General features: G+C 71.9%; 20 protein-coding genes. 6 read left to right on the top strand and 14 right to left on the bottom strand.

Annotation, left to right across the window (positions count from 1 at the left end):
• Positions 1-71 precede the first annotated feature (71 nt).
• Positions 72-1040, top strand: a complete 969-nt coding sequence (locus BUB75_RS26575; protein ID WP_073260533.1) for a pirin family protein — start codon at positions 72-74, stop codon at positions 1038-1040.
• A 62-nt stretch (positions 1041-1102) separates the two neighbouring features.
• Here BUB75_RS26575 and BUB75_RS26570 read toward each other — a convergent pair whose 3' ends face one another.
• The 7 genes from BUB75_RS26570 to BUB75_RS46475 form a co-directional block, all read right to left on the bottom strand.
• Positions 1103-2836: an HNH endonuclease signature motif containing protein gene (locus tag BUB75_RS26570; RefSeq protein ID WP_073260532.1), complete on the bottom strand. Its 1734-nt coding sequence runs from the start codon at positions 2834-2836 to the stop codon at positions 1103-1105.
• Positions 2837-2943: 107 nt separating this feature from the next.
• The gene (locus tag BUB75_RS26565) at positions 2944-4251 is read right to left on the bottom strand and encodes a cation:proton antiporter (protein WP_084741787.1); all 1308 of its coding nucleotides are present in this window, start codon (positions 4249-4251) and stop codon (positions 2944-2946) included.
• The gene (secD, locus tag BUB75_RS26560) at positions 4251-6569 is read right to left on the bottom strand and encodes a protein translocase subunit SecD (protein WP_073260530.1); all 2319 of its coding nucleotides are present in this window, start codon (positions 6567-6569) and stop codon (positions 4251-4253) included. The genes BUB75_RS26565 and secD overlap by 1 nt, the downstream gene beginning before the upstream one ends.
• A 65-nt stretch (positions 6570-6634) precedes the next feature.
• Entirely contained in the window at positions 6635-7063 is a 429-nt protein-coding gene (locus tag BUB75_RS26555) for a hypothetical protein (protein ID WP_073260529.1), read from the bottom strand.
• Positions 7064-7121: 58 nt separating this feature from the next.
• Entirely contained in the window at positions 7122-9161 is a 2040-nt protein-coding gene (locus BUB75_RS26550) for a SpoIIE family protein phosphatase (protein WP_073260528.1), read from the bottom strand.
• Positions 9162-9355: 194 nt separating this feature from the next.
• A complete protein-coding gene (gene serA / locus BUB75_RS26545) occupies positions 9356-10555 on the bottom strand; it encodes a phosphoglycerate dehydrogenase (protein ID WP_073260527.1) in 1200 nt (399 codons plus the stop codon).
• A gap of 112 nt (positions 10556-10667) precedes the next feature.
• The gene (locus BUB75_RS46475; protein ID WP_073260526.1) at positions 10668-11048 is read right to left on the bottom strand and encodes an STAS domain-containing protein; all 381 of its coding nucleotides are present in this window, start codon (positions 11046-11048) and stop codon (positions 10668-10670) included.
• 205 nt (positions 11049-11253) lie between these two features.
• Here BUB75_RS46475 and BUB75_RS26535 point away from each other — a divergent pair, with 205 nt between their 5' ends.
• Genes BUB75_RS26535 through BUB75_RS26525 form a run of 3 tightly spaced genes read left to right on the top strand, consistent with a single transcriptional unit; the run spans position 11254 to position 14193 of the window.
• Positions 11254-11499, top strand: a complete 246-nt coding sequence (locus BUB75_RS26535) for a DUF6158 family protein (protein ID WP_073260525.1) — start codon at positions 11254-11256, stop codon at positions 11497-11499.
• 29 nt (positions 11500-11528) lie between these two features.
• On the top strand, positions 11529-12479 hold the full coding sequence (locus BUB75_RS26530; RefSeq protein ID WP_073260524.1) for an aldo/keto reductase: 951 nt from the start codon (positions 11529-11531) through the stop codon (positions 12477-12479).
• A 31-nt stretch (positions 12480-12510) separates the two neighbouring features.
• Positions 12511-14193: a bifunctional 3'-5' exonuclease/DNA polymerase gene (locus BUB75_RS26525; RefSeq protein ID WP_073260633.1), complete on the top strand. Its 1683-nt coding sequence runs from the start codon at positions 12511-12513 to the stop codon at positions 14191-14193.
• Here the strand turns inward: BUB75_RS26525 and BUB75_RS26520 are convergent.
• The 6 genes from BUB75_RS26520 to BUB75_RS26495 all read right to left on the bottom strand — a co-directional run bounded on the left by BUB75_RS26520 (position 14178) and on the right by BUB75_RS26495 (position 17664).
• On the bottom strand, positions 14178-14519 hold the full coding sequence (locus BUB75_RS26520; RefSeq protein ID WP_218617773.1) for a DUF3817 domain-containing protein: 342 nt from the start codon (positions 14517-14519) through the stop codon (positions 14178-14180). The genes BUB75_RS26525 and BUB75_RS26520 overlap by 16 nt on opposite strands.
• On the bottom strand, positions 14516-14941 hold the full coding sequence (locus tag BUB75_RS26515) for a hypothetical protein (RefSeq protein WP_073260522.1): 426 nt from the start codon (positions 14939-14941) through the stop codon (positions 14516-14518). Before BUB75_RS26515 ends, BUB75_RS26520 begins: the two co-directional genes overlap by 4 nt.
• A gap of 89 nt (positions 14942-15030) precedes the next feature.
• Entirely contained in the window at positions 15031-15426 is a 396-nt protein-coding gene (locus tag BUB75_RS26510; RefSeq protein WP_084741753.1) for an STAS domain-containing protein, read from the bottom strand.
• Entirely contained in the window at positions 15413-16123 is a 711-nt protein-coding gene (locus BUB75_RS26505) for a lysophospholipid acyltransferase family protein (RefSeq protein WP_073260521.1), read from the bottom strand. Before BUB75_RS26505 ends, BUB75_RS26510 begins: the two co-directional genes overlap by 14 nt.
• A 110-nt stretch (positions 16124-16233) precedes the next feature.
• On the bottom strand, positions 16234-17388 hold the full coding sequence (locus BUB75_RS26500) for an XdhC family protein (protein WP_073260520.1): 1155 nt from the start codon (positions 17386-17388) through the stop codon (positions 16234-16236).
• Between the two features lie 60 nt (positions 17389-17448).
• The gene (locus tag BUB75_RS26495) at positions 17449-17664 is read right to left on the bottom strand and encodes a hypothetical protein (RefSeq protein ID WP_073260519.1); all 216 of its coding nucleotides are present in this window, start codon (positions 17662-17664) and stop codon (positions 17449-17451) included.
• 110 nt (positions 17665-17774) lie between these two features.
• On the opposite strand from BUB75_RS26495, the gene BUB75_RS26490 reads away from it, so the two are divergent.
• Entirely contained in the window at positions 17775-18164 is a 390-nt protein-coding gene (locus BUB75_RS26490; RefSeq protein WP_073260518.1) for a DoxX family protein, read from the top strand.
• Between the two features lie 58 nt (positions 18165-18222).
• Here BUB75_RS26490 and BUB75_RS26485 read toward each other — a convergent pair whose 3' ends face one another.
• Positions 18223-19284, bottom strand: a complete 1062-nt coding sequence (locus BUB75_RS26485; RefSeq protein WP_218617772.1) for a PHP domain-containing protein — start codon at positions 19282-19284, stop codon at positions 18223-18225.
• Positions 19285-19338: 54 nt separating this feature from the next.
• Here BUB75_RS26485 and BUB75_RS26480 point away from each other — a divergent pair, with 54 nt between their 5' ends.
• Positions 19339-20118, top strand: a complete 780-nt coding sequence (locus tag BUB75_RS26480) for an HAD-IIA family hydrolase (RefSeq protein ID WP_073260516.1) — start codon at positions 19339-19341, stop codon at positions 20116-20118.
• Positions 20119-20134: the final 16 nt, after the last annotated feature.

The following is a 20134-nucleotide window of genomic DNA, read 5'->3' as shown; positions in this document are numbered from 1 at the left end:
CGTGCCACACACCCGGGAATGGTTGACACGTCATCTACATTGAGAGGTGTAGTCCACCCGGGGAGGTCCCGATGCCCGCCGTAACCGTCGACAACCCGCTCGCGCTGCCGAGGCTCGCTCCGGTCGATCCCGTCGTCGACCGCCCGCGGCTGGTGACCAGCCTGACCACGGCGCCACAGGGTTACGAGGGGGAGGGGTTCCCGGTCCGGCGGGCGTTCGCCGGTGTCGACCTCCGGGCCCTCGACCCGTTCATCCACATGGACCAAATGGGCGAGGTCGAGTACGGCGCCGGTGAGCCCAAGGGCACGCCCTGGCACCCGCACCGGGGCTTCGAGACCGTGACCTACATGATCGACGGCGAGATGGCCCACCAGGACTCGAACGGTGGCGGTGGCCTGATCACGAACGGCGACACCCAGTGGATGACTGCCGGTGGCGGGATCCTGCACATCGAAACGCCGCCCGAGCACCTGGTCGCGAGCGGCGGGCTGTTCCACGGCTTGCAGCTCTGGGTGAACCTGCCCCGGACGCTGAAGTTCGCGCAGCCGCGGTACCAGGACATCCGGGGGAGCAAGGTGGCGTTGCTCAGCTCGGACGACGGTGGGGCGCTGCTCCGCGTCATCGCCGGTGAGCTCGCCGGGCACGCGGGGCCGGGAAGCACGCACACGCCGATCACGATCGTGCACGCGACGCTGAGCCCTGGCGCCAGCGTGACCGTGCCCTGGCGACGTGACTTCAACGCGCTGGCGTACGTGCTGGGTGGCTCGGGAACCGTCGGCGCCAAGGGCCGTCCGTTCCACACCGGGCAGCTCGCGGTGCTGGAGGACGGCGACACGATCACGGTCACCGCGAACCCGACCCAGGAGTCCCGGACGCCGAACCTGGACGTCGTCCTGCTCGGTGGGCAGCCGATCCGCGAGCCGGTGGCGATGGCCGGGCCGTTCGTGATGAACACCCGCGCCGAGGTGGTGAAGGCGTTCGAGGACTTCCGCGCCGGCCGCTTGGGGAGCATTCCCGCAGCGGACGGCGCCGCGTCGTAAGCGGCGCATGCCGGTGACCGGACTCCCCGAGGGGGCCCGGTAACCGTGCTGCGGTCAGCCGCTCAGAACGGCGGTGGGTCGTCGTCCGGGTCGGAATCGACGGCACCGACCGGAACCAGCGGCGCGGGCTCGGCGGGAACGGGAGCGTCGGTGGCCTTCCGGCCGTCTCTGGGCACGGTGAACTCCGTGAGTTCCTCCGGCAGGTCGTGCCCGGCTGCCTCGACGGAGTAGGTGTGGCCCGTGGGGCTCGTCCACGTGCAGGTCCGGCGCTCGACGTCGTGGACGACCTGCCAGCCGGCTTCGTCCTTGACACGATGATGCCGGCGGCAGAGCGGCACGAGGTTCGCGCGGTCGGTGGTGCCGCCGTCGATGCGCCTGACCGTGTGGTCGAGGTCGCAGCGGTACGACGGCTGTGAGCAGCCGGGGAACATACAGGTCGGATAGGTCGCCCGGACCAGCGCCGCCAACGGTGCGGGCGGGCGGTAGACCGACCGGCCGAAGTCGGCGATGATGCCGCGCCGGTCGGCGAGCCACTTTTCCCAGGCCGCGTCTCCGGCCAGCTCGCGGGCGATCGACGGCGGGACGGGGCCGTAGCCGGTGAGGTCGCCGGGCCCCTCGGTGGCGCCGAGGACGGTGCTGAGCGGGGCGACGAGCGCTACCCGGGGTGGGGCGGCGCGCTTGCCGGTGACGATTCCCCGGACGGCGCGCGCCCACCGCCGCAGGAAGGCGTCGGACGCGCTGCCCGGCCCGGCAGCGCCGCCGTCGCAGCCGCCGTCGCCGGTAGTCGCGTCGTCGTCTGTGGTGGTGCCGCCGGTGGCGTTCGGCCGACCGGTCGGTGTCGCCGCCTGGCCCGGGCCGGCCGCGCTGTCGGGGCGGGCTGCCTTGTTCGGGGTAACCGCCTCGTCCGGGAGGACCGTCTCGTCCGGGAGGACCGTCTCGTCCGGGAGGACCGTCTCGTCCGGGAGGACCGTCTCGTCCGGGAGGACCGTCTCGTCCGGGAGCCAGGCACGATCGCCGGCGGCGAGGAAGCCGAGCTCGGCGAGTGCGACGAGCGCATCGGCGCGACGCTGGTCGATCGTGCGATCGTCGCCCTGGAACCGCGAGCGGCCCGCCAACCGGTCGAGCGTGGCGCGTACCCGCGCGGCTCCCTCGGCCGGGAGGAATGCCCGCAGCTCGGCCATGGCGTCGGGAAGCGGGTGGAAGTCGACGCGCCGGCCCTTGCGGGCGCGCTTCGCTCGCTTGTCGGCACCCTGAGGGTCGGCCTTGATGACTTCCTTCCGTGCCCGGCTGGCGGTCTGTGCCGGTGTCTTGGTGGCGGCCGCACCGAGCAGCCGTGCCTCCGCCTCGGCGGCGCGATCGTCGTCCTCGAGTGGCTCCAGGCCTTTGACGATCTCGGCGGCGTGCCGGTAGGTGATGCGTCCCTCGGCCAACGCGCGGCCGGTGAGGAACCGGCGGGTCGCCAGGGTGCGGGCCACGTCGATGCGCTCGGCGGCCCCGGTGTTGGACATGCGTAACGCCGAGGCGACTTCCTCGCGACCCCAGTCCTCTTCCTCGGAGATGGGCGTGATCCCGGTGATGTCGAGAATCGCGGCGTTCAGTCGCGAATCGACCCAGGCGGCCACCTTCTGCCAAGCCTGAGCGATGACGACCTGGTCGGCGGCGTCGGGCAGCGCCTCGAGGAGGCCGTTCGCGTCGACTCCGGACCGGGGCATCGGATCGATTGCCGCGAGGGCGGCAACCAGCTCCGGGCCGGGCGAGTGAGTCCGCAGGTGCGAGAGATCGGGGTGATCGTGCATGACCAAAGGCTAGAACGCCTGTACGACAAGTTACGGTTGTCCACAGGTTGAAATTCGGTGGGCGGATCCGGGCCGAGGCCCGGATCCGCCCAGTCGTTCGAGCGAGGTCAGCCTCGCCCGGCAGATCCCGACGCACGCCCGACGGCGCCGTCGCGTCGCGTTTCTCCCTCGCACTGCCCCTCGGCCGGCGACGCGACCGGTGGCCCGACCGTTGGCCCGGCTGGTGGCGCCTCCGATACCGCGGCCGGCAGCACACGCGACGGAACGAACCGGGCTAGCCACTCGGTCCGTACCACCGCCAGCGGCCCGATGATCGCCAGCACCAGCACGTATCCGGCCGCGAACGCCGCCACCCGTGGGTCGAGCCCGGCGCCGATCGCCAGCGTCCCCAGCACGATCGAGAACTCGCCCCTGGTGAGCACCGTCACCGCGACGTTCGTCCCGGCGCGTCGATCGAATCCGTACAGGCGCGCGGCACCCAGCCCCGCCACCAGGTTCAGCAGGATCGTCAGCACGACCGCCACCGCGATCGGACCGGCCACCGCCAGCACGTCGCCCGGGTCGATTGTCAACCCGAACGTGAAGAAGAACAGCGCGGCGAACGCGTCCCGCAGCGGATGCACCAGCGTGGTGACCCGCTCCGCGTGCGGTGTCGACCCGATGACGAGGCCGATCATGAACGCCCCGATCGCGTCCGAGACCCCGAGCTCCTCGGCGGCGCCCGCGGCCACCACCGCCAGCCCGACGAACATGACGACGAGCAGTTCGTCGGCCCGGACGTCGAGCAGCCGCGACACCAACCGGCTGCCCCAGCGCGCCAATCCGAACAGCAGCACGAGGAACGCGAACGCGACACCGAACTGCCCAGCTGCGGCGGCGAGCGACGAAGCGTCCCCCAGAACAGGCTGCAGTGCCGCCAGGTAGAAGGCCAGGAACACGTCCTCGACCACGATGATGCCGAGGATCAACCGGGACTCCGGGTTCCGGAGCCGCCCGAGCTCGATCAACAGCTTGCTGACGATCGCCGAGGACGAGATGCCGACGACCCCGGCCATCACCAGCGCTTCCCGGGTGCCCCAGCCGAGCGCGAATCCGAACGCCAGACCGCCGCCGATGTTCAGGACCAGGTACCCGAGACCGGCGATGACGAGCTTCCGTCCGCCGTTGACCAGGTCGTCCAGATGGAACTCGAGGCCCAGGTAGAACAGCAGGAACACCAGGCCGAGTGTGGACAGCAGCGTGAAGTGCGACGGATCCTCGACCAGGGCGATCCCCGGCGTGTGCGGGCCGAGCAGCACCCCGGCCAGGACGAACAGCGGGATCGTCGGCAGCCCGATCTTGGCCCCCAGACGAGCCAGCACTCCGGCGGCGAGGAACGCACCGCCGAGCGCGAGCAGGATCTCCGCGGTGTGCATCAGACCACCGCCCCGTTGCCGACCCGAACGGGCGACTTCGCGGTGCCGCGGACGCGACCCGGCCACCGGTTCTCCAGTACGACCGCGAGCGGTGTCGCGGTCAGCGCCGACGACGCCGTGCCGACCAGCACGCCGGCGAGCAGCGCGATCGCGAAGTCGGTCAGCGAGTCACCACCCAGCACGGCCAGCGCGGTGAGGATGAACAGCGCGCCCAGCCCGGTGTTGACCGTGCGCGGCACCGTCTGCAGCACTGCTTCGTTCGCGACGTTCGCGAACGGGGTCGCGCGGTTCGCGCCGCGCCACCGCTCCCGGACCCGGTCGAAGATCACCACCGAGTCGTTCACCGAGTACCCGATCACGGTGAGCAGCGCCGCGAGGAACACCCCGTCGAGTGACTTCCCGAGCCAGGCGAACAGGCCGACGACGATCAGGACGTCGTGCAGCATCGCCACGACCGACGAGACCGCGAACGTCCACCGGAACCGCAGCGCCAGGTAGGCGGCCTGCGCGACCAGCGCGACGGCGAGGCCGATCAGCGCTTTCGTCCGTAGCTCGCTGCCCAGCGACGGGCCGATCTGCTCGTCCCTGATCCGCTCGACCGCTCCGCCGGACGCCTCGGTGAGCGCGTTCCGGATGCGCTGCTCCTCGTCGTCGGAGATCCGTTCGGTCCGGACGCTCACGTCGGAGTCGCCGGACTCCACCACCACCGCGCGCGGGAACCCGGCGTCGGCCACGGCCTGCCGCGCGTCACCGATCGCGATCGGGGACGCGGTCGTGTACTCCATCAGCCGGCCGCCGGTGAACTCCACGCCGAGGTTCAAGCCGCGGAGACCGATCCCGGCCAGCGCCACCACGACCAGCACGGCCGAGCCCGCCAGGAACACCTTGCGGCGCCGCATCAGGTCGAGGTTGCGCCCGGTGATCCACCGCTGCACGCGGCCGGGGCCTGCCAGGCCGGTCCAGGCCGGGTGACGCCGCACCCACGGCAGCGCGACGAGCACCTCCATCAGCACGCGGGTGAACAGCAGCGCGCTCACCATCGAGGCCAGCACACCGATCGACAGCGTCACGCCGAATCCGCGGACCGGCCCGGACGCCAGGAAGAACAACAGGCCTGCGGCGAGCAGCGTTGTGACGTTCGAGTCAGCGATCGCCGAGAGCGCATGCCGGAATCCGCCGCTCACCGCCGCTGGGAGACCGCGCGACACCTCTTCCCGCGAGCGCTCGAAGATCAGCACGCAGCCGTCGATCGCCATCCCGATCGCCAGGACGAATCCGGCCAGCCCGGGGAGCGTCAGCGTCGCGCCGAGCGCGGTCAGCGCACCGTAGGACAGCGCGCCGTACCCGGCCAGCGCGACGGCGGCGACCAGACCGGACAGCCGATAGACCAGCAGCAGGAACCCGACCGTGAGCGCGACGCCGATCACTGCGGCCTCGGCGCTCGCGCGGATCGCGGCGGCACCGAGCGTGGGGCCGACCGTCCGCTGCTCGACGGTCTCCACCGGCACCGGCAGCGCGCCCGCCTTCACCAGCAGCGCGAGGTCGTTCGCCTCGGCCTTGGAGAACGATCCGGTGATCTGGGTCGACCCGCCCACGATGCCGACGTCACAGCGCACGTCCTCGCCGACCTGCGGCGCGGACACGATCTCCTGGTCGAGCACGATCGCGACCCGGCGCGTCGGGTCTCCCGCCGGGGAGCACGCGGCCCGGCCGGTCACGGTCTCCCACGCCTTCTCGCCGGAGCCGCGGAAGTCCACGGTGACGAACCAGCCGAGGCCGCTGGTGGCGTCGAACGACGCCGCGGCGTCGGCGATCCCTTCCCCGGTCAGCGCGGGCGGGCCGAGCCGGAGGGGCACTCCCGAGTCGTCGGTCAGCGTGACCTCCGACGCCGGGTCGGACGGCGTGGAGGACGGCGGGTCGGACGGCGGTGAGGGCGGTGGCGGGCTGGGCGCCGTGGCGTCCTCGGCATGACCGAGGACCGGCCGCACGGTGAGCTGTGCGGTCCGGCCGATCACGGCTGCCGCTTCGGCCGGGTCCTGGACGCCGGGCAGCTCGACGATGATCCGGTTCTCACCGGAGCGGGTGATCGTCGGCTCGGTCACGCCGAGCGCGTCGATCCGGCGGCGGAGCACCTCGACCGTGCGGTCGGTCGCTTCGGCGTCCGCCTTCGTCGTTGAAGTGTTCTTGGTCTCGAGCACGATCTGGGTCCCACCGCGCAGGTCGAGGCCCAGCCGTGGGGTGGCAGTGACGGTCAGATAAACGGAGACGGCGACGACAGCGCACGCGAACACCGCGCGCGCCAGGATGGCGCGTGTCATGGAAGTCCTCCGGACGGAAAGCGGTCACCGGCGCGCGCACGAGGAAACGGCGCGGGCCGGACGGCTCAGAAGTGTCCGGAGGTGGGTGGGGCTCGGGTGTCGGGGAGTCCGGTGGGCGCCGGTGGCGCGCGGGTGGGCGCACCGGTCAGCGCCCGGCCGGCCGGGAGCAGCGGGTCGGCGACGTCGACGCCGGTGACCGTGGTCCCGAGCGGCAAGGCGTCGGGGTGTGCGCGGTAGGCCGGTGCCGAGTTCTCGTGCCTGCTCTGCGGCCGCTGTCGGTTCGCGGTGCCGGTGACCGCGCCGTGCACGGCGGCACGAACGACGGCCGGTGCGGCCCCCGAGGATGGTGCCCCCGAGGACGGTGCGGCCGAGGTGGGCGATGCGGTTGCGACGCCCAGGCCCGCCGTCGCGAGCAGCGCCGCGCAGAGCGTCAGGACGAGCCGAGCCGCCGCGCGCACCACGAGGGGCACGTGCCCTGCGGTGGCGTGCGGCATCAGCGGACGTGGTCCTCTCGAAGGGCGGCGGTGACCACCACCCTACGTGACGAACAGGTCAGCTGCTGTCAGCGCGGCGCTGGAGGGCGAGCACGCAGACGTCGTCCTCCAGCGCACCGGCGGCCACCATTCCGCTCGTGACGCCCTCGATGACCGCATCGGCAGACACCGGCGTCGGGGACGCGACGATCTGGGCCAGGAGCGTGGCGAGCTTGTCCTGACCGACCTCCAGGTCGGCGTACCGTCGCTCGATCAACCCGTCCGTGTACCAGAGCAGCGTGCCGTCCTCGGGCAGCGTCAGCGTCCGGGTCGTGTAGACCCGGGTACTGGCCGCGCCGAGGATCGGGTCGCTGCTCTCCAAGACGCTCACCTGCGGACACGCGCCCGGGACCGGTGGACTGGCGAGCAGCGGATACGGATGGCCCGCGTTCGCCCACTGCAACACGCCGGTGCCCGGGTCGTACAGGCCGGTCACCGCGCTGACCAGCGTTCCGCTCGGATAACCGAGGATCAGGAGCCGGTTCAGCCGGGTGAGGACCGCGCCCGGATCGGGCTGCTCGAGCGCGTACCCGCGGTTGATCGCCCGCACCTGGCCCATGATCGCTGCGGCCTGCTGATCATGGCCGACGACGTCGCCGATCGACAGCGCGATCCGCCCGTCCGGCAGCGCGAACGCGTCGTACCAGTCGCCCCCGACGTCGATCCGGTCGGCGACCGCGAGGTACTCGGCTCGCAGCGCACCACCGGGGACGTCCGGCAGCTCTTTCGGCAGCATCGCCCGCTGGAACAGCTCCAGCACCCGGCGCTCGGCCTTGGCCTCGGCGCGTGCCTCGGCGATGTCTCGTTGCGCGGCAACCAGCTCGCCCTGAGTGGCGGACAGCTCGCCTTGCGCGGCAGACAACTCGCCCTGCGTAGCGAACAGCTCGTCCTTGGTGACCTTGGCTTCGGTGACGTCCTGCACCACGCCCCAGAGGCCGATGACCTCGGCGTCCGGGTCGTTGCCCGCGCGGACGGCCTCGCCGTGCACCAGGATCTCCCGCACCGAGCCGTCGGTACGGATCATCCGGGTCTCCACCGTGAACGGCCCACCCGTGGAGAGCGCGCGGAGGTACACGGAAGTCAGGCGCTCGAACTCGTCCGGATGGACGTGCGCGCGGAAGTCCTCGTCGGTGACCGGCGGTTCGGTGCGCCCCATCAGCGCGCACAACTCCTCCGACCAGATGGTCCGCTGGCCGGCCACGCTGACCTCGAAGCCGGCGAGCTGGGCGATCCGCTGTGACTCCAGCAGCCGGTGGCTGAGCTGCGCGGTCACCTGCAACTGGGACGTCTCCCGCTCCAGCTGCTCGAGCCGGTTCCGCTCGGTGATGTCGGCTACGACCGCGCCGATGCCGGTGATCGAACCGCTCGGCCCGCCGGACAAGCGCACCGGGAACGCGTCCACCATCAGCTGGCGGGACGTGCCGGCCGGCGTGGTGACCGACAGCAGCTGGTGACGCAGCACCGTGCCCACGGTGAGCACCGACCGGAGCTGCTCGGTCAGCTCCGGCGGCACGTCCGGAATGACGTCGGCCAGCGTCCGGCCCAGATGCGCGCTCGGCGACAGCCTGCTCAGCCGGGCCAGCGCCGCGTTCACCCGGACGAACCGCAGGTCGCGGTCGAAGAGCGCGATGCCGACCGGCGCCGCCTCGACGAGCGGATCGAGCACGGCGGTGGCGCGGCGGGCGGCGTCGCCGAGCAGGTTGTCGACCCAAGCCACCGCGAGGACGGTCAGCGCGAGGAACACCCCGGCCCAGACCCATTCGTTGGTCTGGTCCTGCGGGAGCGGCTTCGTGGACAACTCGACCGCGGCGACCAGCGCGCCGGTGGCCACGACGGTCGCCAGCAGGCCGGGGCCGCGACCTCCGATCACGGTGGCGGCGACCACCGCGACGAGAAACAGGAAACCCGGGATCACCTGCGCGGCGGGCGTCGTCGCGATGACCAGACCGGGGGCGATCGGCAGCAGGGCACCGACCACCCACCGACCGGGCCCGGCGATCCAGACCCGTCGCCTGCCCTGCAGCGTTCGACGCAGCAGGGTCCGCCTGGCGAGCTTCACCGCTGTCCGCTCCGTTCGCCGGGGGTCGACCGTTCGTCGGCGAGCTAAGGGTCGTCAGGAGACGGCGCCCTGACCAGAAGGCCCAGCGTTCGCCAGCCAGAACGGTTTCATGGCGACGCACGGTGGACAACCCGGTGCGTCGTGTCGCCCGGGTTATCGGAATCCGAGGGCCGATTCCGGCCCTCGGACGAACGTCAGCCGAACTGACGCAGGCAGACCGTCTCCGGCATTGCCTCCAGCGCGGCGAGGACGTCGTCCGAGAGCACGCCGGGCACGTCGGTGACCACGTAACCGAGCTCGCCGCGCGTGTTGAGCAGCTGCCCCTCGATGTTGACGCCGTGCTCGGCCAGGATCCGGTTGACGGTCGCCAGCACGCCCGGCGTGTTGCGGTGCAGGTGGGCGAGCCGGTGCGTGCCCGGCGTCGGCTCCAGGTTGAGCGGCGGCAGGTTGACGCTCAGCGTCGTGCTCCCGGTCTCCAGGAAGCTGCGCAGCTTCCCGGCGACGAACCGGCCGATGTCCTCCTGCGCCTCCTCGGTGGAGCCACCGATGTGCGGGGTCAGGATGACGTTCGGCAGGCCGCGCAGGTCGGAGTGGAACTCGTCGCCCCGCCGCTTCGGCTCGTGCGGGAACACGTCGACCGCGGCACCGGCCAGGTGACCGCTGACGATGTGGTCGCGCAGCGCCTCCTGGTCGACCAGGAAACCGCGGGACAGGTTGAGGAAGATCGAGCCCGGGCGCATCCGCTTGAACTGGGCCTCGCCGAACAGGCCGGCGTTGCCCGACCGCCCGTCGACGTGCAGCGTGATGACGTCCGCCCAGTCGAGCAGGTCCTCGAGGTTGCTGTACCGGCGAGCGTTGCCCAGGGCCAGCTTCTCGGCGGTGTCGTAGAACCCGACCGACATGCCCAGCGCCTCGGCGAGCACCGACAGCTGGCTGCCGATGTTGCCGTAACCGACGATGCCCAGCCGGCGCCCGCGCACCTCGTGGCTGCCCTCGGCGGACTTGTCCCAGACGCCCTCGTGCAGCGCCTTGTTCTTGTCGGTCAGCCGGCGGGTGAGCGCGACGATCTCGGCCAGCGCGAGCTCGACGACACTGCGGGTGTTGGAGAACGGCGCGTTGAAGACCGCGACGCCACGTCCGGCGGCGGAGACGAGGTCGATCTGGTTGGTGCCGATGCAGAACGCACCGATCGCCAGCAGGTCGGGTGCCTTCTCCAGCACCTGCTCGCTCACCTGGGTCTTCGACCGGATGCCGAGCAGTTGGACGCCGGACAGCGCGTCGATGAGTTCCGACTCGTCGAGCGCGCCGGACCGGGCGTCGACCTCGACGCCGGCCGCGCTGAGGATCGCCTCGGCGTGCGGATGCAGGTTCTCCAGCAGCAGTGCCTTGAGCATGCACCCATTGTCACCCGATTCCGCGCGGACTCGAAATCGCCGAGGTCGAGGCTCAGGCTCCCCGACCGGCGCGATCAAGGAACTGTGCGGAGGGTCACTGGATCGGTCAGGGTCAGCGGTGCTCGGACTCGGAGCGTTCCGCGGCCGGGCCGTCGAGCGCGAACAGCAGGTCGAGGCCGACCGTGACCATGGCCTTGCGGACGAGCGGCGGGACGCGCTGCAGCGTCGTCAGCCGCCCTTCCTCGGCGGTCAGGTGGTGCAGCCGGACGAGGAAACTGAGCGCCTGCGACCCGATGAACGTCACACCGGTGAGGTCGACGACGACGTCGGAGGGCTGTGCGTCGGCGGCGGTGGCGAGCGCCGCTTCGAGGGCGTCGGCGGCGAGCAGGTCGATCTCTCCGGAGAGCGTGATCGTCACCAGGCCGGGGGCGGTGGAGCAGGTGACTCGGCTCGGCGAACCCGGCCAGCCGTTGTGCGTGGAGCGGTTCTCCATCGAGGTCCTCCTGCGGCAGGACCCCGGTGTGAGAGCACCGCGAACCCTGGCCGCGTCAAAACGCGCGGAGGCCGCCTGCTCGACCCGGAAGTCACGCGGGGGGCGTGACCCGGGGGACATCCTAGGCCGTAGTGCGTATCTGCCCGGCAGGCGGGTAAATCCCTCCCGACTCGGACGAGGATTCTTTCGACGCGTGGGAGGCACGATGACGGTCAGCGGTGGCGCAGGAGCGCTCGGCGTCGACCCGGAGCAGTTGACCGACGACGATCTGCTGCGCGAACTGCGACGTCTGCACGACATGCGGCACGAGACGCTCCGCCACGGCTCGGACGACGCGCTGGACGCTCACACCGTCCGGACCGGCGACCTGGAGGCGGAGTACCTGCGGCGGTGGCCGCAGCGCGAGGTCGACCCGGAGCGGCTGCGGGCAGGAGCGCGCAGCCGGGGCTGAGTGGCGAGGCGGGCCCCTAAGGTAGTTGCATGCGCTATCTACCTCTCGGGACGTCCGGGCTGCTGGTGTCGGCGGTAGGCCTGGGGTGCAACAACTTCGGTGGACGACTGGACGTGGAGCGGACGCGTGCGGTGGTGGACGCCGCGCTCGACGCGGGCATCACGCTGCTCGACACCGCCGACGGGTACGGCGGACGCGGAGCCTCGGAGACCGTCCTGGGTGAGGTGCTCGCCGGACACCGCGACGAGGTCGTCCTCGCGACGAAGTTCGGGCACCAGCGCAGCGACATGGGCTACGGCCCGGCGGCCGGGGCCAAGGGTGGCCGGGCCTACATCCGGCGGGCGGTCGAGGGGTCGCTGCGGCGGCTGCGGACCGACCACATCGACCTCCTGCAACTGCACACGCCCGACCCGGTGACGCCGATCAGCGAGACGCTCGCCGCGCTGGACGAGCTGGTGCGCGCGGGAAAGGTCCGGTACGTCGGGCACTCGAACTTCACCGGCTGGCAGCTGGCCGAGGCCGCGCACGTGGCCCACGAACTCGGCACGGTTCCGTTCGTGTCCGCGCAGAACCACTGGTCGCTGCTGGAGCGTGACGTCGAGCGGGAGGTCGTGCCCGCGGCGTTGCACTACGGCGTCGGGGTGCTGCCGTACTTCCCGCTCGCCAACGGGCTGCTGACCGGCAAAGTGCGGCGTGGGCAAGCGGTGCCGGAGAACTCCCGGCTGGCCACCCGCGAGGGTTACATCACCGAGGACAAGCTCGACCGGGTCGAGGAACTCGCGAAGTGGGGCGCGGAGGCCGGACGTTCGCTGCTCGAGATCGCGATCGGCGGGCTGGCCGCGCTGCCCGGCTGCAGCTCGGTCATCGCCGGCGCGATGACGCCCGAGCAGGTGCGCGCGAACGCCGCCGCGGGTGCCTGGGTGCCCACCGCCGACGAGCTCGCCGCGATCGACACGATCGTGCCGCCGCCGTCGGCCTGAATTGTCGGTGGGCCGCGCGAGAATCCGTGCCGTGCTGATCGCGCTCGTTCCGGAGTGGGGCGGCGGCGGCTCGCTGGCGGAGATCGACGCGGCGGGTAACGTCGCCGGCCCCGTGCGGTGGTGCGCTGACGGGGCGGCGCTGGCCAGGGAGGTCGCCGCCCGCGAACGAGCCGACCGGCCGCGCTGGCTCTGGCCCACCGCCTCGGCGGTCTACCCCGCGCTGCTCGCGGCCGGGGTGCGGGTGGAGCGCTGCCACGACCTCGAGCTGGTCGAGTCGCTGCTGGTCGGCTACGAGGGTCACTGGGGTGAGCCGCGGTCCCTCGCGGCGGCGCTGGCCAGGGCGCGCGGCCTGCCGATCCCGCCCGATCGGCCGCCGCGTCCGCGCGACGTCCAGCCGGTGCTGTTCGCCGCCGACGTCGAAGCGAGCGCCGACGCCGTCGACGTCGCCGTGGTCGCCGAGGTCTATCGCGCCCAGCTGGCCCGGATCGCGGCCGTCGAGCACCCCGAGCGGTTCCGGCTGCTGGTGGCCGCGGAGTCGGCGGGCGCGCTGGCCGCAGCCGAGATGGGGCACGACGGGCTGCCGTGGTCCGTCGAGCGGCACGACGCGCTGCTGGAGAAGATGCTCGGGCCGCGCCCGCTCCCCGGTGACCTGCCGGCGCGGCTGCACGAGATCGCGGCCGAGGTACGCGTGGCGTTCGGCGGGATGCCGGTCAACCCGGACGCCCCCGCCGACGTGGTCCGGGCCTTCGGGCGGGCGGGCATCCAGATCCCGTCGACCCGCTCCTGGGTGCTCAAGCGCGTCGACCACCCGGCCGTCGCGCCGATCCTCGCCTACAAGGAGCTGTCCCGGCTGTTCGCGGCCAACGGCTGGGCCTGGCAGGACACCTGGGTCTCCGGCGGGCGGATGCGCCCGGAGTACGTGCCCGGCGGTGTCGTCTCCGGGCGGTGGGCCACCCGCGGTGGTGCCGCGCTCCAGCTGCCCAAGGTGGTCCGGCAGGCGGTGGTGGCCGACCCGGGGCACGTACTCGTGGTGGCGGACGCCGCGGCGCTGGAGCCGCGGGTCCTCGCCGCGCTCTCCGGTGACCGGCGGATGGCCGAAGCCGCCGCGGCGGGCGACCTCTACACCGCGCTGGCCGCCGACGCGTTCGACCACGACCGTGCCCGGGCCAAACTCGGCATGCTGGGCGCGCTCTACGGCCAGACCAGCGGCGAGGGCGGCCGGTTGGCGCACGTGCTCCGCCGCCGGTTCCCGGACGCGCTGGCGGCGGTCGACGCCGCGGCGCGGGCCGGGGAGGAGGGGCGGCTGGTGCGGTCGCAGCTCGGCCGCACGTGTCCACCGGCTACCGGGTCGTTGCCGACGACCGACATCGAGGAGGGCGAAGCCGGCGACAGCGCCGCGCGGCAGGCGGCCCGCGGCCGCTTCACCAGGAACTTCCTGGTGCAGGCGACCGCGGCGGAGTGGGCGTTGATCCTGCTCGCCGGCTTGCGCCGGCGATTGAATTCGCTTCCGCCTGGGCCGACCGATCCGGGCGGCGCCCGGCTGGTGTTCTTCCAGCACGACGAGGTGGTCGTGCACTGCCGCGCGGAGGCCGCGGACGACGTGCGGAGCGCGGTTCTCGCGGCCGCCGACGAGGCACGTCAGCTGCTGTTCGGCCCGACGCCGGTGAAGTTTCCCCTGGACCTGGCCGTGGTGACGTCTTACGCGGACGCGTGAACCTCGTTGCGCGATTCGAGCTGGTCGAGCACCTGGCGGTGGACCCGGTGCTCGATCACGAACGAGAGGAACGGAACCGTGCCGGCGAGCATGACGCCGATGATCTTCCGCACCGACCAGCGCAGCCGGAGCGCCAGATCGAGCGTCACCGCGAGGTACACCATGTAGAGGAAGCCGTGGATCGGGCTGACCACCGCGCTCAGCTCCGGGGTGTCGCCGATGTACTTCAGCGGCATCGCGACGAGCACCAGCACGAGCAGGCCCACGCCCACCACGTAGGCGGCGATCCGGAAGCGGGTCAGCGCCGACTTCACTGAGGGGTTCACGGGGCGGTCCTCCGGGCTGCGGGGTCTTCAGGGGGTGTCGCGGGCGCGTTGAGCGTGGCGAGGTAGGCGTTGTACGCGTCGAGCTGCTCGTCGGACGGCTCCGCGGGCTCTGCCGTGGTCGGCCGGTAGTGCCGCCGGACCTGGACCGTGCGAGGCCGCGGTGCAGCGTCGTCCGAATTGGTTTGAGGCGGGTCCGATTCGGCCGTAGGGCGAAGTTCGATCCGCAGCATCCGATACCAGACGTAGCAGACGAACGCGGCGAACGCCGGCCATTGCAGGGCGTAGCCGATGTTCTGGGCGCTGCCGGTGAGCGACTGCGCGCGGCCCCACTGCCACCAGGCGAGCCCGAGGAAGACGCCGATCAGCACGATCGCCACTGCGTGGCGAACCAGCCATCGCCGGGAGAGTAGGAGCGACCGCACACCCCGAGGCTACCCGGCCGCCCCCCGGTCGCGGAGAGGCCTACCGAGGTCCGTGACGCTGATCGCGCCGCAGGTCGAGCTATGGACGCCTACGCGAGGTCGAAGAGTGCGTCGACACCGGTGATCTGGAGGATCCGGAGCGCCGCGGGCGACGGCCGGGCCACTTGGAACTTTCCGCCGACGTTGCGTGCCTCGTGCCAGAGCGTCACGAGCATGCCCAGGCCGGTCGAGTCGAGGAACGTCACCTCGGCGAGGTCGACGGTGAGCGTCGGCGAGGGCGCAGCCGTGCGGAGCGCCGACGTGGCCGCCGACCGCACCTGACCGGCGGTGTCGAGGTCGAGCGCACCGGAAGCGCGCAGCACGATCTCGCTCCCGATCTGTTCGATCGTGAGCGACCAGGGCGTGTTCTCCAGCATCTGGTCCTCTCCCGCCCGCTGCGCCGCCGTGCGGTGGTACAGCGACCGCGGGCGGTCAGGCGCCGGCATCAGAATCTGTGTTCTGCTTCGGGGCCCCCGGAGCCCCTTCTCGCTTCGGAGCGTAATGGGGAACGTACTCCTGGCCGGACAGGGCACCGATCGCCGCTACGATTCGGTCGGTGACCGCGCGGCGCGCCTTGGCCTTGCCTGCCTGGCCCTTGTGCTCCTCGAACGTCATCGGCTCGCCGAACCGGATCCCGACCCGCACCGGGCGGGGGACCGTCCGGCCGGGCGGCAGCGCCCGCTCGGTGTTCATCATCGCGACCGGGACGACCGGGACGTCGGCGGTGAGCGCGAGCCAGGCGACACCGGTCCGGCCGCGGTAGAGCCGCCCGTCGGGGGAGCGGGTGCCCTCCGGGTAGATGCCGAACAGACCGCCCGCGCGCAGCACCTCCAGGCTCGCGTCCAACGCCTCCTGGGCGGCCCGGTTGTTGCCCCGGTTCACCGGGACCTGCCCGGCGCCGCGCATGAACCGCGCGGTGAGCCGGTTGATCGGACCCTTACCAGTGAAGTACTCCTGCTTCGCGACATAAACGACGTCGCGGTCGAGGACCAGCGGGACGAACACCGAGTCCATGATCGAGAGATGGTTGGAGGCGAGGATCGCCGCGCCGGTGGCCGGGACGTGCTCCTTGCCTTCGACCCAGGGACGGAACGCCAGGTGGAGGATGGGGCCACCGACCGTCTTGCTCAGGCCGTACGCCATGGGAGTTCCTCCTCAGGCACCGCAGTGATTCGGGCCTACCCTAAGGCTCCTGCGGTCGGGGCGACGCGGCCGGGCGGCGAAGACCTCTGGGAAAGAGTGACTCGTCGCACTCATGGCGCAACGGAACGTTCCGACTCCGTGTCCCGGTGTATCGCGTCGTGCATCGTGGACAGCCGCGCCCCGGTGCCGCCCCATCGCCCGGCGACGATCTCGGCGGCGATGCTCACCGCGGTCTCCTCCGGGGTTCTCGCCCCGAGGTCGAGGCCGATCGGCGACGCCAGGCGGGCGGTCTCCTCCGGGGTCAGACCGGCTTCGCGCAGCCGCTGGAGCCGGTCGTGGTGGGTGCGGCGGGAACCCATCGCGCCGACGTAGGCCGTGGGGAGCCGCAGCGCGACCTCCAGCACCGGTACGTCGAACTTCGGGTCGTGGGTGAGGACGCACAGCACCGCGCGCTCGTCCACCCGCCCGGCGTCCGCCTCGGCTTTGAGGTACCGGTGCGGCCACTCCACGACCACCTCTTCGGCGTCCGGAAAGCGTTTTTTGGTGGCGAAGACCGGCCGAGCGTCACAGACCGTCACGCGGTAGCCGAGGAACGACCCGATCCGGGCCAGCGCGGCCGCGAAGTCGATCGCGCCGAACACGATCATCCGCGGTCGCGGAGCGAAGCTCGAGACGAACAGCGTCAGGTCGTCACCGCGGCGCTCGCCGTCGTGGCCGTAGTGGACGGTCGCGGTCCGGCCGGTGGCCAGCAGGCCGCGGACGTCGTCGGTCACCGCCTCGTCCAAGCGGTCCGAGCCGAGCGTGCCCGCGACCCGGTCCGGCCACACCACCAGGCGGCGGCCGACCCGGTCGTCGCCGGTCGGGGCCGCGGTGCTGGCGACGCAGGTCACGACCGCGACCGGTGCGCCGCCGCGGATCGACGCCACGACCTCGCCGAACTCGGGGTATGAGGCGCGGTCGATCCGCTCGACCCAGATGTCGAGGATGCCGCCGCAGGTGAGTCCGACCGCGAACGCGTCGTCGTCGGACACGCCGTACCGCTCCAGGCTCGGCGTACCGGTCTCGATCGTCTCGGTCGCCCGTTCGTAGACCGCGCCCTCGACGCAGCCGCCGGAGACGCTGCCGACCGCGGTGCCGTCCGCGCCGACGAGCATCGAGGCTCCGGCCGGCCGGGGCGCGCTCTTCCAGGTCGCGATGACGGTGCCGACGCCGACCGACTCGCCGGCTTCCCACCACGCGTACAGGTCGTCGAGCACCTCACGCATACGCCACCGCCTCCACGTACGGGCCCATCCCGCAACTATGACCGGTGTGTGGCGGGACTGCTACGCCGCGGCGACGTCGAAGAGGTAGCCGTAGAAGAAGCCGCCGAGGACCAGGGCGCCGACCCCGATCACGAAGATCCGGTTTCGGCGCGACATTCCCGGCATCCACTTGCGCTGCGCCCAGTTCAGCAGGAGGCCCGCCAGGATGACGAACACGACGATGATCATCGTGTCCGGATTGTCGCGCAGCGTTCCGTCCTCCTGACCCAGCAGCACGCCTTCCACGGTACGACACCGGGGGAGGACGCTCGGTGCCCGAGGGGTGAGCGAACGTGAGTTCGCACACGGTCCCAGCGGGTGCCGAACGGATGGGACAGAATCCGCGAATGGCATCTCGTTGGAAGAAGGCGTCCCCGGCGTTATTGGCCGCAGGACTCGGGACGATGGGCGCCCTGCACTTCGTCGCCCCGAAACCGTTCGCCCGGATCATCCCCAAGGCCCTGCCGTACCCGGAGGCGCTGGTCGCGCTCAGTGGTGCGGCCGAGCTGGCCTGCGCGGCGCTGGTCGCGGTGCCGAAGACCCGTCGCGTGGGTGCGCTGGCGTCCGCGGCGCTGTTCGTCGCCGTCTACCCGGCCAACGTGCAGATGGCGCTGGACGCGCGGAAGACGTCGAACACGCAGTACAAGGCGATCGCCTACGGGCGCCTGCCGTTCCAGGCACCGCTTATCGCCTGGGCCCTATCAGTGGCACGAACGGCCTCCCCAGAACGACGCTGACGGCCGTCTCGGTCGGTTGCGACCAAAGGAGCGGTCGCGGCCCTCCCTGCGACGGACGTCAGCCTCGCCCTGGGGAGGCCGAACGGCCCGCCCAGGCGAGTAGGTCGTCGGCGGCCCAGGTGTTGATCACCGTTGCCGGGTCGACGCCGCACGCCGCGGCCCGGGCACAGCCGTAGGGCTGCCAGTCCAGCTGCCCAGGCGCGTGCGCGTCGGTGTCGATCGCGAAGTGGCATCCGGCCTCGACCGCGAGCCGCAACAGGCGCTTCGGCGGGTCGAGCCGCTCCGGGCGGGAGTTGATCTCGACCGCGACACCGCGCTCCGCGCACGCCGCGAACACCGCGTCGGCGTCGAACTGGCTCTCCGGACGCTTGCCCTGGCCGGTCTTCTCCCGGCCGGTGACCAGCCGCCCGGTGCAGTGCCCGAGCACGTCGGTGTGCGGGTTCTCGATCGCGGCCAGCATCCGCTTGGTCATCACGTCCGCCGGTGCCCGCAGCTTCGAGTGCACGCTGGCCACAACCAGGTCGAGCTCGGCCAGCAACTCGTCCTCCTGGTCGAGGCTGCCGTCCTCGTTGATGTCGACCTCGATGCCGGTGAGGATCCGGAACGGCGCGAGCTCGGCGTTCAGCTCGGCCACCACGTCCAGCTGCTTGCGCAGCCGGTCCGCGCTCAACCCGTTGGCGACGGTCAGCCGCGGCGAATGATCGGTGAGGACGACGTACTCGTGGCCGATGTCGCGGGCGGCCTCGGCCATCTCCCGGATCGGCGAGCCGCCGTCCGACCAGTCCGAGTGCGTATGGCAGTCACCGCGCAGCAGGGCCCGGAGCGCGCTGCCCGCCTCGTCCACCGAGCTACCCGCGGTGGCCTCCAGCCGCCGCAGGTACACCGGCACCTCGCCGGTCAGCGACTCGGCCACGCAGCGGGCGGTCACCTCGCCGATGCCCGGCAACTGCTTGAGCGTCCCGGCCTCCGCGCGCTCGCGCAGGTCGGCCTCGTCCAGTTTCGCGACCGCCGCGGCCGCCGAGCGGAAGGCCCGCACCCGGTAGGTCGCCTCGTGCGCCCGCTCCAGCAGGAACGCGATCCGCCGCAGGTCGGCGACGGGGTCGCGGGCTTGATCGGTCACGGCCTCACCGTACCCGCGAGGGCGTCGAGGCGTGGGATACCTCATGCTTGGGGCATGACCTCGCGCAAGAGCATCGAGTGCTGGCTGATGGACATGGACGGGGTGCTCGTCCACGAGGGCGTCCCGGTTCCCGGCGCCCCGGAGTTCCTCGGTCGGCTGGTCGAGAAGGGCCGTCCGCACCTCGTGCTGACGAACAACTCGATCTACACGCCGCGTGACCTCTCGGCGCGACTGCAGCGGGCGGGCATCGCGGTGCCGCCGGAGTCGATCTGGACCTCGGCGCTGGCCACCGCGCGCTTCCTCGACGACCAGCGTCCGGGCGGTACCGCGCACGTCGTCGGCGAGGCCGGGCTCACCACCGCACTCCACGAGATCGGCTACATCCTCACCGACGCCGAGCCCGACTACGTCGTGCTGGGGGAGACCCGCAACTACAGCTTCGAGGCGATCACGACCGCGATCCGGCTGATCGACCGCGGCGCCCGCTTCATCGCCACCAACCCCGACCCCACCGGGCCGTCGCACGAGGGCGCGCTGCCGGCCACGGGGGCCGTGGCGGCGCTGATCAGCAAGGCCACCGGTGTCGAGCCGTACTTCGTCGGGAAACCGAACCCGCTGATGATGCGGTCGGCGCTGAACGCGGTCGACGGGCACAGCGAGAGCACGGTCATGATCGGTGACCGCATGGACACGGACGTGATAGCCGGCATGGAGGCCGGGCTGGAGACCGTGCTGGTGCTCACCGGCGTCACTCAGGCCGGGGACGTCAACCGGTTCCCCTTCCGTCCCTCCCGCATCCTCGAGTCGGTGGCGGATCTCATCGACGAGGTTTAGGGGCGGGGTGCCCATG

It is taken from the genome of Cryptosporangium aurantiacum (genome assembly GCF_900143005.1).
Lineage (GTDB): Bacteria > Actinomycetota > Actinomycetes > Mycobacteriales > Cryptosporangiaceae > Cryptosporangium > Cryptosporangium aurantiacum.
Note: the sequence above shows the minus strand (reverse complement) of the source record. Positions and strands in the feature narration are given on the sequence as shown.